Origin of the sequence: Rathayibacter sp. VKM Ac-2928 (assembly GCF_022815545.1) — a bacterium.
Taxonomy (GTDB): domain Bacteria; phylum Actinomycetota; class Actinomycetes; order Actinomycetales; family Microbacteriaceae; genus Rathayibacter; species Rathayibacter festucae.
Genome location: NZ_JALGRU010000005.1, coordinates 54,487 through 68,299, shown reverse-complemented (window position 1 = coordinate 68,299; position 13,813 = coordinate 54,487). Strand labels below are relative to the sequence as shown.

Genomic DNA, 13,813 nt, shown 5'->3' with positions numbered 1-13,813 from the left:
GCGCGGTCGCCCCGCCCCGGGCCTCAGGCCACCGGGTGCAGCGCGTCGTAGCGCCGGAAGCCCGGGCTGAGCCGCAGCACCGCCGCCAGGATCAGGACGATCGCGAGGCCACCGGCCAGCGGCGGCAGCCAGAGCAGCGCGAGCGAGGCGAGCAGCCCCGTGTAGAGGTCGCCCACCCGCGGCCCGCCCGTGACCACCACGATGAAGACGCCCTGCAGCCGCCCGCGCATGTTGTCGGGCACCGCGGTCTGCAGCATCGTCTGCCGGAAGATCGAGCTGACGTTGTCGGCCGCACCGGCTCCCGCGAGCGCGACCGATGCCGCCGCGATCAGGCCCAGGTTCGGCTCGGACGCGTCGTGCGCCGTCAGCTCCGCGACCAGCAGCACCGCGCCGAAGCCGAGGATCAGCGCGCCGTAGGCCTGGATCGACCGGCCGATCGCGAGCCCCTGATGCCGCACCCCGGTCAGCCGCCCCGAGAAGACGCTGCTCAGCAGCGCCCCGACCGCGTACGCCGCGGTGAGGAAGCCGACGGTCACCGCCCCGCCGCCCAGCAGCAGCGCGGCCGCCGCCGGGAAGACGACCCGCGGCTGCCCGAACGTCATCGCCACGATGTCGACGAGGAAGGACAGCCGGATGTTCGGCGCCCCGCGGAGGAACCGCAGCCCGTAGCGCAGCGACTCCAGCCCCGGCCGCTGCCGCTCGCCCTCGGGCACCAGCGCGGGCAGCCCGGCGATGCCGAGGAACGCCGCGAGGAAGAGCACCACGTCGATCGTGTAGGTCACCGCGAAGCCGGAGGAGGCGACCAGCACGCCCGCGAGAGCCGGCCCGACCGTCACCTCCACGCCGCCCGCGATCCCGCCGAGCGCCGCCGCCGCCGGCACCAGCTCGAGCCGCAGCAGCCGCGGCGCCACCGTCATCCGGGTCGCGCCGATGATGGTCGTCGCCACGGCGTTGACCGCCGTGAGGGCGTAGAGGGTGAGCGGGGTCTCCGCCCCGAACCAGGCGAGCGCCGCGATCGCCGCGGTCGACCCCCAGGCGACGATCGCGGAGAGCAGCAGCACCAGCCGCCGGTCGAAGGCGTCGGCGAGCATCCCGCCGTACAGCCCGGCGATCACGGTCGGCACCAGCGCCACCACGCCGACCATCGCGACGGCGAGCGTCGATCCGGTCAGCTCGTAGATGTGCAGGCCGACGGCGACGATCGTCATCTGCCCGCCGATGCCGGAGATCACGTTGCCCGCCCAGAGGCGGGCGAAGGCGGGGGACTCGCGGAGGGGGGAGAGGTCGACGACGTGGCTGCGCCGGGGCGCGGAGGGGGGCTGGCTCACCCAATCCATTCTCGTGCCTGACCGCAGGGACCGCGCGGAAGCGACGGCGGTGGTGCTGCGCGGAGGTGCTGCGCGGTCGTGCCGCGCGGCGATCGGCCGCACGGGGCCGTCAGGACGGAGCCCGTAGGGTGGGGAGCATGAGCACGTCATCCGACGGCGCGCCCCGACGCCCGCGCACCACCGCGTCGCGCGTCGCCGGCGCCGCCCCCGCGCGCCGCGCCGCCCCCGCTCCGCGCACCCGGACCCGCACCGCGAGCTCGAGCGCCGCGGCCTCGGGAGGCCGCTTCGCCACGCTCCGTCGTCGCTACGGGGCCGCGACGGCCTCGATCCTCCTCGCGATCGTCGTCGTCCCGATCGCGTTCTTCGTCTGGTACGCGATCATCTCGCTCGGCGCCTACCCGGGCGACCAGGCCGTCAGCGACCTGCTCGTCGGCGTCCTCTACACCGCGATCATCCACGCGCTCCTGCTCGCCGGCGTGCTGCTCGGCGTCTCCTCGATCCGCGCGCGGCGCCGCGAGGGCCGTCCGGCGATCGCCGGCTGGATCGGCGTCGTGCTGAACGTGCTCGTCGTCGTGTTCTGGGAGCTGCTCGTCTCGCCGTGGCTCGTCGAGCTCTGGAACCGGGCCGTCGGCGCCTGACCACCGGTCCCCGCCGGCCGGCTCCCGATCCGCTCGACCACCGGCCCCTGCGCTCTGGTAGGCTCCTCAGGTTGCCGTCCAACGGCCGCGGATCAAGAGAGCCCACGCATCAGGCGCCGGGCACCGCGCAACGAGAGAGAGGGGATCCCATTCATGGCACTCGAAGCAGACGTCAAGAAGGCGATCATCGAAGAGTACGCGACCCACCCCGGTGACACCGGATCCCCCGAGGTGCAGGTGGCCGTCCTGACCAAGCGGATCAAGGACCTCACCGAGCACCTCAAGGAGCACAAGCACGATCACCACTCGCGTCGTGGTCTGCTGCTGCTCGTGGGTCAGCGCCGTCGACTCCTCGGCTACCTGTCGGACGTGGACATCAGCCGCTACCGCTCGCTGATCGAGCGTCTCGGCCTGCGTCGATAGTCCCCTCCGCTCCTCCCCTCACCGGGTCGAGCGCGGGGTCTCGATGACACCGCGATCTTCTTCAGAACGGGCCGCTCTCCTCCGGGAGGGCGGCCCGTTCCGCGTTCCCGGCCACCGAGTTCCCCGGCATCGCGCGCCCCGGCGGCGTGCTCAGTCCAGGCGCTCCGGCCGGTCGACGCCGCCCCAGGAGAAGCCGGCCGACGCCGCGAACCAGTCGTCCGCCGATCGGGCGAGCGTGGCGTCCGCCTCAGGTCGTCCGGGCAGCGCCAGGGCCTCGGCGAGACCGGGCAGAGTCCACCGGTCGTCGAGGGCCTTCGCCTGCGCCCGCTGCCAGGCGTCCGAGCAGGCGGGCTCGCCGGCCGCCCGGGTGATCGACGCGGCGCCGGGGGCGGCGCCGTCCCGCACGAGTGCGAGCGCGCAGGTCAGCGCCGCCGTCCGGACCACGCTCCGCGGCGCCCGCGCCGGCTCGGTGGCCCGCACCTGGTCCTGGGCCCCGACGATCGCCGTCAGCGCGAGGAACAGCCGGGTCGCCTCCTCGTCCGGTCGCGGTGCCAGCCGGCCCGGACCGGCCGAGATCGCGGCGGACGCTCCCGGAGGGAGCACCAGGCCGCGGCCGATCCGAGCGGAGTACGCGCTCAGCAGACCGGTGACTCCGGCGTCGCGGCGCGGGTCGCTCTGACCGACCACCCCGCGCACCCCGGGATCGCTCAGCACCCAGACGACGGGGGTGTCGTTGTGGATGGTCAGACTCCGGTGGTCGGCGTCGACGCAGGCCAGCAGATGCCCGGCCAGCGCCTCGCCCTCGCGGTCGAGCACGGAGGAGGCGGCGAGCAGCTCGCGCGGCTCGTCGCACGGCCCGGTCGTCCCGCCGGCCGCGGAGGGCAGCCCGGCGAGGGGAGCGAGGGCGGCGAGGGCGAGCGCGAGCACCGCGATCGCGGCGGCGGAGGCGGCGGTCGCGCCGAGGAGCCGGCCGGGGGAATCGCGGCGACGCACGGCGGCGACGGAGCGATTCGGCCGCACTCCACCCCGCCGCACCCGATCGAGCGCGGACGCCACCGTGCCTCGACGCACCATGCGGGACTCCCTCTGCTCGGAGGCTAGACCCGGAACCGGACCCTGACCAGGCCCTGAGCGCGACCGGTGGGGAAGGGACGGGAATTCCTTCGAGAATTCTCCGGTCCGGTGCATCCGCGGAGGCCCCTCGGCCGGAAGTAGTGGTGAAGGCCCTTCTCGAGAACCCACCGACCCGCCCGCGGGTCCCGTCGTGAAAGAGGAACACCGTGACCACCTCCCGCCTCACCCACCGCCTGCTCGCCGGAGCCTGCCTCGGCACCCTCGCCGTCGCCGGTCTCGCCGCCGCCCCCGCGAGCGCGGCCGACGCCGACTCGGCCGACCTCTACGTGCTGCACGCGGTCCCCGACACCCCGGTCGACGTGTACGTCAACGGAGCACTGACGCTCGACGACTTCACGCCCGGCTCGCTGGCCGGCCCGCTCGACCTGCCCACCGGGACGTACACCGTCGCGATCACCGCCGCGGACGCCGCCGACGCGAGCGCTCCCGTCATCGGCCCGGTCGACCTCGCGCTCGAGGCCGGCAAGAGCTACACCGTCGCCGCGCACCTCACGCCCGAGAACACCCCCACCGCGACGCTGTTCCCGAACGACATCTCCGCCACCGCGGCCGGAGAGGGACGCCTCACGGTCCGCCACATCGCCGCGGCGCCCGCCGTGGACATCCTCGCCGGCGGCTCGCCCGTGCTGACGAACGTGACCAACCCGAACGAGGGCGTCCTGAACCTCGCTCCGGCCACGATCTCGACCGTGGTCGCCGCGACCGGGACCACCACCCCGGTCATCGGCCCGGCCGACGTCCAGGTCCAGGAGGGCGTCAGCACGATCGTCTACGCCTGGGGCAGCCTGGAGAAGGGCAACCTCGCCCTCGCGACGCAGACCATCGGCGGTCTGCACTCCTCGCCGTCCGGTGTCCCCGCCGGTGAGGCCGGCCTCGCCGCCGACAACCGCACCGACGCGGCCGCGGGCTGGTGGGGCGCTGCCGCCCTCGCCTCGCTCGCGCTGATCGGCGCCGCGCTGGTCGGCCGCCGCAAGGCCGCCGCCGGTCGCTGACCGACGCGGACGACCGCCGGTCCCCGACCGGCACCGAAGACCGCCGGCCCGGTGTGCCCCCGCACCCGGGCCGGCCGCCGACCACGACGAGAGGAGGACGTGATGAGCAGGATCCCCACCCGGCCGCGCGCTCTCCTCGTGGTCGGCGCGATCGCGGTCGGCCTCGGCCTCGGCGGCTGCTCGGCACAGGCGGTCGGGGTCGTGCCCGCCCCTGACGCGAGTGCGCCGCTCCCGACGTCGACGCCGGCCGCGATCCCCTCCAGCACTCCCGGCCCGTCCGCCGCCGCGGTGCCGGACGTCCCGGTCGCGGACGCCCGCCTCGGTGCGACTCCCGCGCCGGTGGTGCTCGCGCCGACGCGCCTGGTCGTCGACGGCCTGCCGATCGACATGCCCGTGCAGCCGGTCGGCGTCGCCGACGATGGCACGATGGAGCTGGTCGCCGACACCGACGTGGCCGGCTGGTACCGCTACGGCCGGGGGCTCGACGCCGCGGAGGGGACGACCGTGATCGCCGCCCACGTCGACTCCCTCACCTACGGCCTCGGCCCGTTCGCCGAGCTGAAGAAGGCGCAGCCCGGCCAGCGCATCGGCCTCACGGGCGACGACGGCGTCCAGCGTGTCTACACGGTGGACACCGTCGAGACCACGGAGAAGACCACGGTCGACCTCTCCAGCGTCTTCGTCCAGGACGGCGCTGCCCGGCTGGTCCTGATCACCTGCGGCGGCGACTTCGACTACGACACCCGCCACTACCTCAGCAACGTGGTCGTCACCGCGACCCCCTCGCCGTGACCGCCCGACGATGACTCCCGCCGGCCGCTTCCGTGCTCCCGCCGTGAGCGAGCCGTAGCATGAGCGTCACCGCAGCGCCGCCGGCCGCAGAGCCACTCGCGACCGGGCTCCGCTGCCGCCCCCAGTCCAGGAGGACCCCCCTGAGCGACGCCCAGACCCGCGAGCCCGACGACGAGGCCGCCGACGAGCGCGCCCTCGTCCAGCGCCTCGGCCTCCGGTTCGCCGCGGGGGAGGAGTCGGCGCTCGCCGAGGCCTACTCCCGCTGGTCCCCGCTCGTGTTCACCCTCGCCCTGCGCTCGCTCGGCGACCGCGGCGACGCCGAGGACGTCGTCCAGCGGGTCTTCGTCTCCGCCTGGACCGGGCGCGGCAGCTTCGACCCCGGCCGCGCGGCGCTCGGCGCCTGGCTGGTCGGAATCTCGCGCAAGCGCATCGCGGACGCCCACGAGAACCGCTCGCGCGAGCGCCGGCTCACCGCCGCGCTGGTCGCGGTCGCCCCGGCGGACGAGGGCGAGCCGGCGGTCGATCTCGAGGAGCGGGTCCTGGTGGCCGACGAGCTCGCCCGCCTCGACCCTGTCCCGCGGCGGGTGATGAGCCTCGCCTTCTACGACGACCTGACCCACACCGAGATCGCCGAGCTGACGGGCCTGCCGCTCGGCACCGTCAAGAGCCACATCCGCCGCAGTCTCGACAGACTCCGCTCCCGATTGGAGGTGAGCAGCACATGACCCACCTCGATCCCGACGAGCTCGCCCTCCTCGCCCTCGGCGAGGACTCCTCCGCCGACGCCGCCGCCCACCTCGAGGCGTGCCCCGAGTGCGCTCAGCAGCTGGTCGAGCTCGGCCACGCCGCCGGTCTCGGCCGGCAGAGCCGCTCGCTGACCCTCGAGGCGCCGCCGGCGGAGGTCTGGGACCGGATCCGCGGGGAGCTCGCGCTGGGGAGCGCGGATGCGCCGATCGCCCCGGTCACCGCGCTCCCGGTGGGCCGCCACACGCCCTCGCACCGCCGACCGCGCGCTCGCCGGCTGCTCCCCGCAGCGCTCGCCGCCCTCGCGGCCCTGGCGATCGGCGTCGTCGGCGGCTTCTGGCTGCAGGCGTCGCAGGGCACCGACGCGGTCGTGGTCGCCCGCGCCGATCTCGCCGCCTTCCCCGACTGGCAGGGCGCGAGCGGCAGCGCCGAGCTCGAGGACGCCGACGGCGAGCGCCGGCTGGTCGTGCACCTCGACGCGGCCGGCGCGACCGACTCCTACCGCGAGGTCTGGCTGATCGCCGCCGACGCCACCGGACTGGTGGGGCTCGGGGTGCTGGACGGCACGGACGGCCGCTTCACGGTCCCCGCCGACATCGACCTCTCCGAGTACTCGCTCGTCGACATCTCCGAGGAGCCCGACGACGGAGACCCGCAGCACTCGGGAGACTCGATCGTCCGCGGGCCCCTACGCCAGGGCTGAGCGCCCGCGGGCCGGACCGGCCGAGGCGTCAGACCGCCCCGGTCCGCTCCGCCAGCAGCGCGGTGAGGGCCTGCACGGCCGCGGAGGGGCGCTGCGCACTGCAGACCGAGACCTCCCAGACCAGCCCGGGCCAGTCGAGCTCGATCGCGGTCACCCCCTCCAGCGGCGCGATGCCCGATCGGGGGACCACCGCGGGTCCCAGACCGGCCTGCACGAAGAGCGGGATGGCGGGCAGATCGGCGACCTCGGTCGCGACCCGTCGCGTCGCTCCCGCCGCACGGAAGGCCCGGTCCACGCTGACGCGGTTGCCGAAGCCGGACGGGGTGTCGATGAACGCCGCGCCCTCCAGGTCCGCGGGGGAGGGCCGCACCAGCCCTGCCAGCGGGTCCGCGCTGTCGACCAGCAGCACGTACCGGTCGCGGACGACGGTCGTCACGGCGAGATCGTCCAGCTCGGCGACAGGCAGCGCGAGCAGGGCGACGTCGAGCCGGCCACGGCGCAGGTCCTCTGCCAGCCCGGTCGATCCGCTCGGCGAGGTGCGCAGGAGCAGGTCGACCAGCGGATGCCGCCGCCGGAACGCGCCGAGGACACCCGGCAGGTCGAGGATGTCGAGCGCCGAGAAGGTGCCGACCCGGACCCGGCCGCGGAGCCCCGCCGCGTCCTCCGCCGCGAGCGAGCGCATCCGGTCGACGCTGTCGATCGCCGCGCGGGCCGAGGGCAGCAGCGCCTCGCCGACGGCCGTCAGCGCCACGCGCCGCGTCGAGCGGGTGAACAGCGGCGCCCCCAGGTCCTGCTCGAGCGCGCGGACGGTCGCCGACAGCGTCGACTGCACCACGTAGAGGCGGGCGGCCGCGCGGGTGAAGCTGAGCTCCTCCGCGACGGCGACGAAGGCGGCGAGCTGACGATCGTCCATCCGAGAATCATGCAGGATCGTCGATCAATGCGTCCATGATCCTCCGTTGGACGTGGACGATCGGGAGGAGCAGTCTGGGCGCATGCCGACCACCGGAACCCCCGCCGAGCGCACGACCGCCCGCACCGCCTCCTCCGCCGCACGCCGCCCCGAGCTCGGGCACCACCTCGGCTTCTGGGTGATCGCGGTCGCCTTCCTCTCCGTGATGGCCTTCTCGACCGTGCCGACCCCGCTCTACGCGATCTACCAGCAGCGCGACGGCTTCCCCGCCTTCGTCGTGACGGTGATCTTCGCGGCCTACGCCGTCGGAGTGGTGGCCAGCCTCTTCCTCGCCGGTCACGTCAGCGACTGGCTCGGCCGGCGGCGCATCCTGCTCGCCGCGATCCTCGTCGAAGTGCTGGCGAGCATCGTCTTCCTGCTCTGGCCGGACGTGCCGGGCCTGATCGTCGCCCGCCTGCTGACCGGCATCGGCGTCGGCGCGCTCACCGCGACCGCCACCGCCCACCTCTCCGAGCTCCGCGCGATCGCCCGGCCGGAGGAGGGACCCGGCGCCTCGCGCGCCGTCTCGACCCTCGTCAACGTCGGCGGCCTCGCCCTCGGCCCGCTGATCGGCGGCGTCCTCGCGGTGACCGTCGACCGCCCCCTCGTCGTGCCCTACGAGGTCTTCCTGGTACTGCTCGTCGTGCTCGGCATCGCGGTCGCCCTCGTCCCCGAGACCGTCGAGCGCCGCGAGGAGCTGCCCGCCTACCGCCCGCAGCGGCTCGCCGTCCCCGCCGCCTCGCGCGGCACCTTCCTGTCGGCCGCGGTCGGCGCGTTCGCCGGCTTCGCCGTCTTCGGCCTCTTCACCTCGCTCGCACCGATCTTCCTGGCCGGCCGCTTCGGCGAGACCTCGCACCTGCTGGCGGGCGTCGTCTCCTTCGGTGTCTTCGCCGCCGGAGCCGTCGCCCAGCTGACCGCCGCGCGCCTGCCGGTCCGCCGCGCGCTGCTCCTCTCCGCCGCGGCCCTCACCGTCGGGCTCGCCCTGGTCGCCTGGGGCGCCGTCGCCGTGGTGCTGCCCGCCTTCATCGGCGGCGGCGTGATCGCCGGGGCCGGCGTCGGCCTGATCTTCCGCCTGGCGCTCGGGGTCGCCGGCTCGCTCGCCTCCGACGAGACCCGCGGCGAGGTCCTCGCCGGGATGTTCCTCGCCTCCTACGTCGGTCTCGCGGTCCCGGTGCTCCTGATCGGCGCGGCGCTCGCCGTGCTCCCCGCCGTCCCGGTGCTGGTCGGCTTCGTCGCGATCGTGCTCGCGCTGGTGCTGGTGGCGATCGCGCGGATGCTGCGCTCGGCCGTCTGAGGACGCCCGCCGCGGGAGGCGGGCGCGGCCCGCGACACGGGCGGCCCCGGCGCTCCATGATGGAGGCATGAAGCTCTTCTCGTTCGGCCGCTCCGACTCCGACCCCCTGCCCGCCGGCGACCGCGGCTCGGGCAAGCTCGACGACTACGACTACGAGCTGCGGCCGAAGTCCAAGCGCGGCGACACCCTCCTGGGCATCGCCGACTCCCTGCCGCACCAGGACGAGCTGGCCCGCGTGCACGCCCTCGGCGAGGAGGAGATCACGGCGGTCATCCCGCGCCGCACGATCGAGGAGGAGCGCACCGACGCCCCGATGCCGGTCCGCCTCTTCGCGAACCACCGGCCGACCGATCTCGTCGGCTACGTGCCCCGCGGGCTCGAGAACGTGGTCGAGGCGGCCCTGGCCCGGCTCGCCGAGGCCGGCAAGCAGCCGCGCATCCCCGCCCGCATCGTGAAGGGCAAGGGCGGTCTCCGGGTCCAGCTGCTGATGCACGAGACCCGTGGCTGACGCCGAGGGCCCGGCCGGCGCCGACCGCTCGGCGGCCGGCTTCTGGGACGAGCCGGCTGCGGCGGGTCCGCCGGCCGGCTGGTACCCGGACCCGGCGCAGGTGAACACGCAGCGCTACTGGGACGGCCGCGCGTGGACCGGCGACCTCGCTCCGCTCGCACCGCCCGCGGCCCCGCTCGGCAACGCCGCCGCGACCGCGTCTCTCGTCCTCGGGATCCTGGGCGTGCTCCTCACCCCGATCCCGCTGTTCATCGGCCTGCTGCTCGGCGGCCCGCTCGACCTGCTCGCCGTCGTCTTCGGTGTCGTCGGACTCGTCAAGGGCGGCGCGCGGCGGGGCGCGGGCGTGACCCGCGCGGTGGTCGGACTCGTCCTCGGCGCGCTGATGCTCGCGGCGATCACCGTCGGGGCCGGCACGATCTGGTAGCCGTGCGGCGGTGATCCCGGGGCGGAGCCGCGCGGCGATCCCGCGGTTCCTGGTCGATCGGGGCCCGCACTGATAGCATGAACCGGTTCCGAATCCGGGAGCGACCGCCGGTCGCCGTCGGGTTCGAACCACGGAGCAGGCCGGCAGGAAGCTGGTCCTCGGTGGTGGAGTCCCGGTTCGCGACATCACGCGCTGCTGCAGCGCAGTGGACGATGTCGGGCAGACCCGGAGCCCTTCTACTGGTGGCCAGCACGAACGCCCTCCACACGACGGCACGGCACGAAGCCCTGCCGTGGGATCGCGTGCGATTCCTGACCGTCATGCCGCTCCGACGAACGCCGGCGCCCAGAGGGGTGCCGCTGCAGACGTTAAGGAGACAGACCTCTTGGAAGGTCCTGAAATCACATTCGCCGAAGCCGTTCTCGACAACGGCTCGTACGGCACCCGCACCGTCCGCTTCGAGACCGGCCGCCTCGCGCAGCAGGCTCAGGGCGCGGTCGCCGCGTACCTCGACGAGGACACCATGCTCCTCTCCGCCACCTCGGCGTCGAAGAACCCGAAGGACAACTTCGACTTCTTCCCGCTGACCGTCGACGTCGAGGAGCGCTCCTACGCCGCCGGCAAGATCCCCGGCTCGTTCTTCCGCCGCGAGGGCCGCCCCTCCACCGAGGCGATCCTGGTCTGCCGTCTGATCGACCGGCCGCTGCGCCCCTCGTTCGTCGAGGGCCTGCGCAACGAGGTCCAGATCGTCATCACGGTCCTCAGCATCGCCCCGGACGAGTTCTACGACGCCCTCGCGATCAACGCCGCGAGCGCCTCGACCCAGATCTCCGGCCTGCCCTTCTCGGGCCCGGTCGCCGGTGTGCGCCTCGCGCTCATGTCCGACGGCTCCGGCAACGACCAGTGGGTCGCCTTCCCCAAGGCCTCGCAGCTCGAGAACGCCGTCTTCGACCTCACCGTGGCCGGCCGCGTCGTCACCAACGAGGACGGCTCCTCGGACGTCGCCATCATGATGGTCGAGGCCGAGGCCACCGACGTGTCGTGGAACCTCATCAAGGCGGGCGCCACCAAGCCCGACGAGGCCGTCGTCGCCCAGGGCCTCGAGGCCGCCAAGCCCTTCCTCCGCGCGCTCGTCGAGGCGCAGTCGAAGCTGGCCGCCGAGACCGCGAAGCCGGTCAAGGACTACCCGGTCTTCCTGCCCTACGCGCAGGAGACCTACGACAACGTCGCCGAGCTCAGCTACGACGAGCTCGTCCGCGTCTACCAGATCGCCGACAAGGTCGAGCGTCAGGACGCCGACGACGCCCTCAAGGCGAAGGTCAAGGAGCAGATCGCCGAGCGCATCGCCTCCGGCCGCCTCTCCGCCGAGGCCTTCGCGCAGGTCGGCGCCGCGTACAAGTCCGTCACGAAGGTGGTCGTCCGCGGCCGCATCCTCCGCGACGGCGTCCGCATCGACGGCCGCGGCCTGGCCGACATCCGACCGCTCGACGCCGAGGTGCAGGTCATCCCGCGCGTCCACGGCTCGGCGATCTTCCAGCGCGGCGAGACCCAGATCCTGGGCGTCACCACGCTGAACATGCTCAAGATGGAGCAGCAGATCGACTCGCTGTCGCCCGTCACGAAGAAGCGCTACCTGCACCACTACAACTTCCCGCCCTACTCGACCGGTGAGACCGGCCGCGTCGGGTCGCCGAAGCGTCGCGAGATCGGGCACGGCTTCCTCGCCGAGCGCGCCCTCGTGCCGGTGCTGCCGAGCCGCGAGGAGTTCCCCTACGCGATCCGCCAGGTGTCCGAGGCGCTCAGCTCCAACGGCTCCACCTCGATGGGCTCCGTCTGCGCATCGACCCTGTCGCTCCTCAACGCCGGTGTGCCGCTGCGCGCCCCGGTCGCGGGCATCGCGATGGGCCTCGTCTCCGACGTGGTCGACGGTCACACCCGCTACGCGGCGCTGACCGACATCCTGGGCGCCGAGGACGCGCTCGGCGACATGGACTTCAAGGTCGCCGGCACCTCCGAGTACGTCACGGCCATCCAGCTCGACACGAAGCTCGACGGCATCCCGTCGTCGGTCCTCGACGCCGCGCTCAAGCAGGCCAAGGACGCGCGCACCACGATCCTCGCGGTGCTCACGGCGGCCATCGACCAGCCCGACGAGATGGCCCCGACCGCGCCCCGCGTGATCTCGGTCCAGATCCCCGTCGACAAGATCGGCGAGCTGATCGGCCCCAAGGGCAAGACGATCAACGCGATCCAGGACGAGACCGGCGCCGACATCTCCATCGAGGAGGACGGCACCGTCTACATCGGTGCCGTCGACGGACCGTCGGCCGAGGCCGCTCGCGCCCAGGTCAACGCCATCGCGAACCCGACCAACCCCGAGGTCGGCGAGCAGTTCCTCGGAACCGTCGTCAAGATCGCGACCTTCGGTGCGTTCGTCTCGCTCCTCCCCGGCAAGGACGGCCTCCTGCACATCAGCGAGGTCCGCAAGCTCGCCGGCGGCAAGCGCGTCGAGAACGTCGAGGACGTCCTCGGAGTCGGCCAGAAGCTGCTCGTCTCGATCACCAAGATCGACGACCGCGGCAAGCTGTCCCTCGCGCCCGTCGTGGCCGAGGACGCCGAGGCGCCCGTCGAGGTCCCCGCCGAGAGCTGATCCCTCCCGCACGACCGACGCCCGTCCCACTCCGGTGGGGCGGGCGTCCGTCGTTCCCGGGGGTGATGGCCGTCCCCTCCGGTGGGGCGGGCGTCCGTCGTTCCCGGAGTACGGCCGCACCCCGGTGGGCCGGCGGCCCGTCGTCCGTGGGGTACGGTGGCGGGACCGTGCCGTCGCACCGCCCCGACCGGAGGACCCCGTGACCGACTCGACGCCCCCGGCCCTCGCGCCGGAGACGCCCCTTCCGCCCCGCCTCCTCGGAGCCACCGGTCTGCCCGTGCACCCGGTCGCCCTCGACGGCTCCGTCTTCGGCTGGGCCGCGAGCATCGACGAGACCACCGAGGTCCTCGACGCGTTCGCCGAGCTCGGCGGGACGCTGATCTCGACCGCCGACCACTACGCCACCGGGCGCAGCGAGTACATGATCGGCCGCTGGCTCGAGCAGTCCACCCGGCGCGACGAGCTGCTCGTCGCCACCAAGGTCGGCCGCCACCCCGACGCCCCGGGCCTCGCGGCCGAGGACGTGCGGGTCGCGATCGAGGGCTGCCTGGAGCGGCTCGGCACCCGGATCGACCTGCTCTCCTTCGACAGCGAGGACCCGGAGGTCCCGATCGCCGAGAGCCTCGCCGCCGTCGCCCCGTTCATCGAGAACGGCTCGGTCGGCGCCCTGGGCGCGGCGCACTTCAGCGGGGCCGCCCTGGCCGAGGCGGAGGCGGCGGCTCGCGACCTCGGCCTGCCCGCCTTCACCGCGGTGATCGCCGAGTACAACCTGATGGAGCGCAAGCACTACGAGGCCGACGTCGCCCCCGAGGTGCTCCGCCAGGGTCTCGGCACCCTCGCCCGCCTGCCGCTCGCGAGCGGCTACCTGACGGGTCGGCTGCGCCACCGCTCCGACGAGCCGGAGTCGGTCATGTTCGAGGCCGCGCTCGACTACGTCGGCCGGCACGGCAACAAGGTGCTCGCGGCGCTCGACGAGGTCGCGGAGGCGCACGGCAGCAACCCCGGCACCGCCGCGCTCGCCTGGGTGCTCGCGCACCAGGAGGTCTCGGCCGTCATCGTGCGCGCCCGCGGCGCCGAGGAACTGGCATCGATCTTCGGAGCCGCCACGCTGCCGATCACCCGGAGCGAGATCGCCCAGCTCGACCGCGCCTCCGCCTGAGCGGCGCCCCCACAGGTCGGTGGGCAGCACAGGCCGGCCCGGCAGCGCCCCGCCGAGCAGGGGTGCTGCCGG

At 74.1% G+C, this 13,813-nt stretch carries 14 protein-coding genes; 11 read left to right on the top strand and 3 right to left on the bottom strand.

Annotation, left to right across the window (positions count from 1 at the left end; all coding sequences use genetic code 11):
* Window positions 1-23: 23 nt before the first annotated feature.
* A complete protein-coding gene (locus MT350_RS17555) occupies window positions 24-1,337 on the bottom strand; it encodes an MFS transporter (RefSeq protein ID WP_374206651.1) in 1,314 nt (437 codons plus the stop codon).
* A 128-nt stretch (window positions 1,338-1,465) separates the two neighbouring features.
* Between MT350_RS17555 and MT350_RS17550 the strand changes: the two genes are divergently transcribed.
* Window positions 1,466-1,966 carry a hypothetical protein gene (locus MT350_RS17550; RefSeq protein ID WP_243616328.1) on the top strand — a complete coding sequence of 167 codons (501 nt, stop codon included), beginning with the start codon at window positions 1,466-1,468 and terminating at the stop codon, window positions 1,964-1,966.
* A gap of 153 nt (window positions 1,967-2,119) precedes the next feature.
* Window positions 2,120-2,389 carry a 30S ribosomal protein S15 gene (gene rpsO / locus MT350_RS17545; protein WP_123447896.1) on the top strand — a complete coding sequence of 90 codons (270 nt, stop codon included), beginning with the start codon at window positions 2,120-2,122 and terminating at the stop codon, window positions 2,387-2,389.
* A gap of 150 nt (window positions 2,390-2,539) precedes the next feature.
* Here rpsO and MT350_RS17540 read toward each other — a convergent pair whose 3' ends face one another.
* On the bottom strand, window positions 2,540-3,463 hold the full coding sequence (locus MT350_RS17540; protein WP_243616327.1) for a hypothetical protein: 924 nt from the start codon (window positions 3,461-3,463) through the stop codon (window positions 2,540-2,542).
* A 206-nt stretch (window positions 3,464-3,669) separates the two neighbouring features.
* On the opposite strand from MT350_RS17540, the gene MT350_RS17535 reads away from it, so the two are divergent.
* The 4 genes from MT350_RS17535 (at window position 3,670) to MT350_RS17520 (ending at window position 6,754) form a co-directional block, all read left to right on the top strand.
* Window positions 3,670-4,515: a DUF4397 domain-containing protein gene (locus MT350_RS17535; RefSeq protein ID WP_243598647.1), complete on the top strand. Its 846-nt coding sequence runs from the start codon at window positions 3,670-3,672 to the stop codon at window positions 4,513-4,515.
* A gap of 102 nt (window positions 4,516-4,617) precedes the next feature.
* Window positions 4,618-5,307 carry a class F sortase gene (locus tag MT350_RS17530; RefSeq protein ID WP_243616326.1) on the top strand — a complete coding sequence of 230 codons (690 nt, stop codon included), beginning with the start codon at window positions 4,618-4,620 and terminating at the stop codon, window positions 5,305-5,307.
* A 59-nt stretch (window positions 5,308-5,366) separates the two neighbouring features.
* Entirely contained in the window at window positions 5,367-6,032 is a 666-nt protein-coding gene (locus MT350_RS17525) for an RNA polymerase sigma factor (protein WP_243598649.1), read from the top strand.
* A complete protein-coding gene (locus MT350_RS17520) occupies window positions 6,029-6,754 on the top strand; it encodes an anti-sigma factor (RefSeq protein WP_243598650.1) in 726 nt (241 codons plus the stop codon). Before MT350_RS17525 ends, MT350_RS17520 begins: the two co-directional genes overlap by 4 nt.
* Before the next feature lie 28 nt (window positions 6,755-6,782).
* Here the strand turns inward: MT350_RS17520 and MT350_RS17515 are convergent, their stop codons facing one another.
* Window positions 6,783-7,667, bottom strand: coding sequence for a LysR family transcriptional regulator (locus MT350_RS17515; protein WP_123447890.1), 885 nt, complete (start codon window positions 7,665-7,667; stop codon window positions 6,783-6,785).
* 82 nt (window positions 7,668-7,749) lie between these two features.
* Between MT350_RS17515 and MT350_RS17510 the strand changes: the two genes are divergently transcribed.
* From MT350_RS17510 to MT350_RS17490, 5 genes are all read left to right on the top strand, one after another.
* Window positions 7,750-9,000: an MFS transporter gene (locus tag MT350_RS17510; RefSeq protein ID WP_243616325.1), complete on the top strand. Its 1,251-nt coding sequence runs from the start codon at window positions 7,750-7,752 to the stop codon at window positions 8,998-9,000.
* Between the two features lie 67 nt (window positions 9,001-9,067).
* Window positions 9,068-9,508, top strand: coding sequence for a hypothetical protein (locus MT350_RS17505; protein WP_243616324.1), 441 nt, complete (start codon window positions 9,068-9,070; stop codon window positions 9,506-9,508).
* A complete protein-coding gene (locus MT350_RS17500; protein ID WP_243598653.1) occupies window positions 9,501-9,932 on the top strand; it encodes a DUF2510 domain-containing protein in 432 nt (143 codons plus the stop codon). Before MT350_RS17505 ends, MT350_RS17500 begins: the two co-directional genes overlap by 8 nt.
* 385 nt (window positions 9,933-10,317) lie before the next feature.
* Window positions 10,318-12,582: a polyribonucleotide nucleotidyltransferase gene (locus tag MT350_RS17495; RefSeq protein ID WP_123447886.1), complete on the top strand. Its 2,265-nt coding sequence runs from the start codon at window positions 10,318-10,320 to the stop codon at window positions 12,580-12,582.
* Window positions 12,583-12,781: 199 nt separating this feature from the next.
* Entirely contained in the window at window positions 12,782-13,741 is a 960-nt protein-coding gene (locus tag MT350_RS17490) for an aldo/keto reductase (protein WP_185020530.1), read from the top strand.
* Window positions 13,742-13,813 lie beyond the last annotated feature (72 nt).

Coding starts and splice junctions, on each gene's coding strand:
- MT350_RS17555 (WP_374206651.1), bottom strand. CDS start 1,337: ATGGATTGGGTGAGCCAGCCCCCCTCCGCGCCCCGGCGCAGCCACGTC.
- MT350_RS17550 (WP_243616328.1), top strand. CDS start 1,466: ATGAGCACGTCATCCGACGGCGCGCCCCGACGCCCGCGCACCACCGCG.
- rpsO (WP_123447896.1), top strand. CDS start 2,120: ATGGCACTCGAAGCAGACGTCAAGAAGGCGATCATCGAAGAGTACGCG.
- MT350_RS17540 (WP_243616327.1), bottom strand. CDS start 3,463: ATGGTGCGTCGAGGCACGGTGGCGTCCGCGCTCGATCGGGTGCGGCGG.
- MT350_RS17530 (WP_243616326.1), top strand. CDS start 4,618: ATGAGCAGGATCCCCACCCGGCCGCGCGCTCTCCTCGTGGTCGGCGCG.
- MT350_RS17525 (WP_243598649.1), top strand. CDS start 5,367: ATGAGCGTCACCGCAGCGCCGCCGGCCGCAGAGCCACTCGCGACCGGG.
- MT350_RS17520 (WP_243598650.1), top strand. CDS start 6,029: ATGACCCACCTCGATCCCGACGAGCTCGCCCTCCTCGCCCTCGGCGAG.
- MT350_RS17515 (WP_123447890.1), bottom strand. CDS start 7,667: ATGGACGATCGTCAGCTCGCCGCCTTCGTCGCCGTCGCGGAGGAGCTC.
- MT350_RS17510 (WP_243616325.1), top strand. CDS start 7,750: ATGCCGACCACCGGAACCCCCGCCGAGCGCACGACCGCCCGCACCGCC.
- MT350_RS17505 (WP_243616324.1), top strand. CDS start 9,068: ATGAAGCTCTTCTCGTTCGGCCGCTCCGACTCCGACCCCCTGCCCGCC.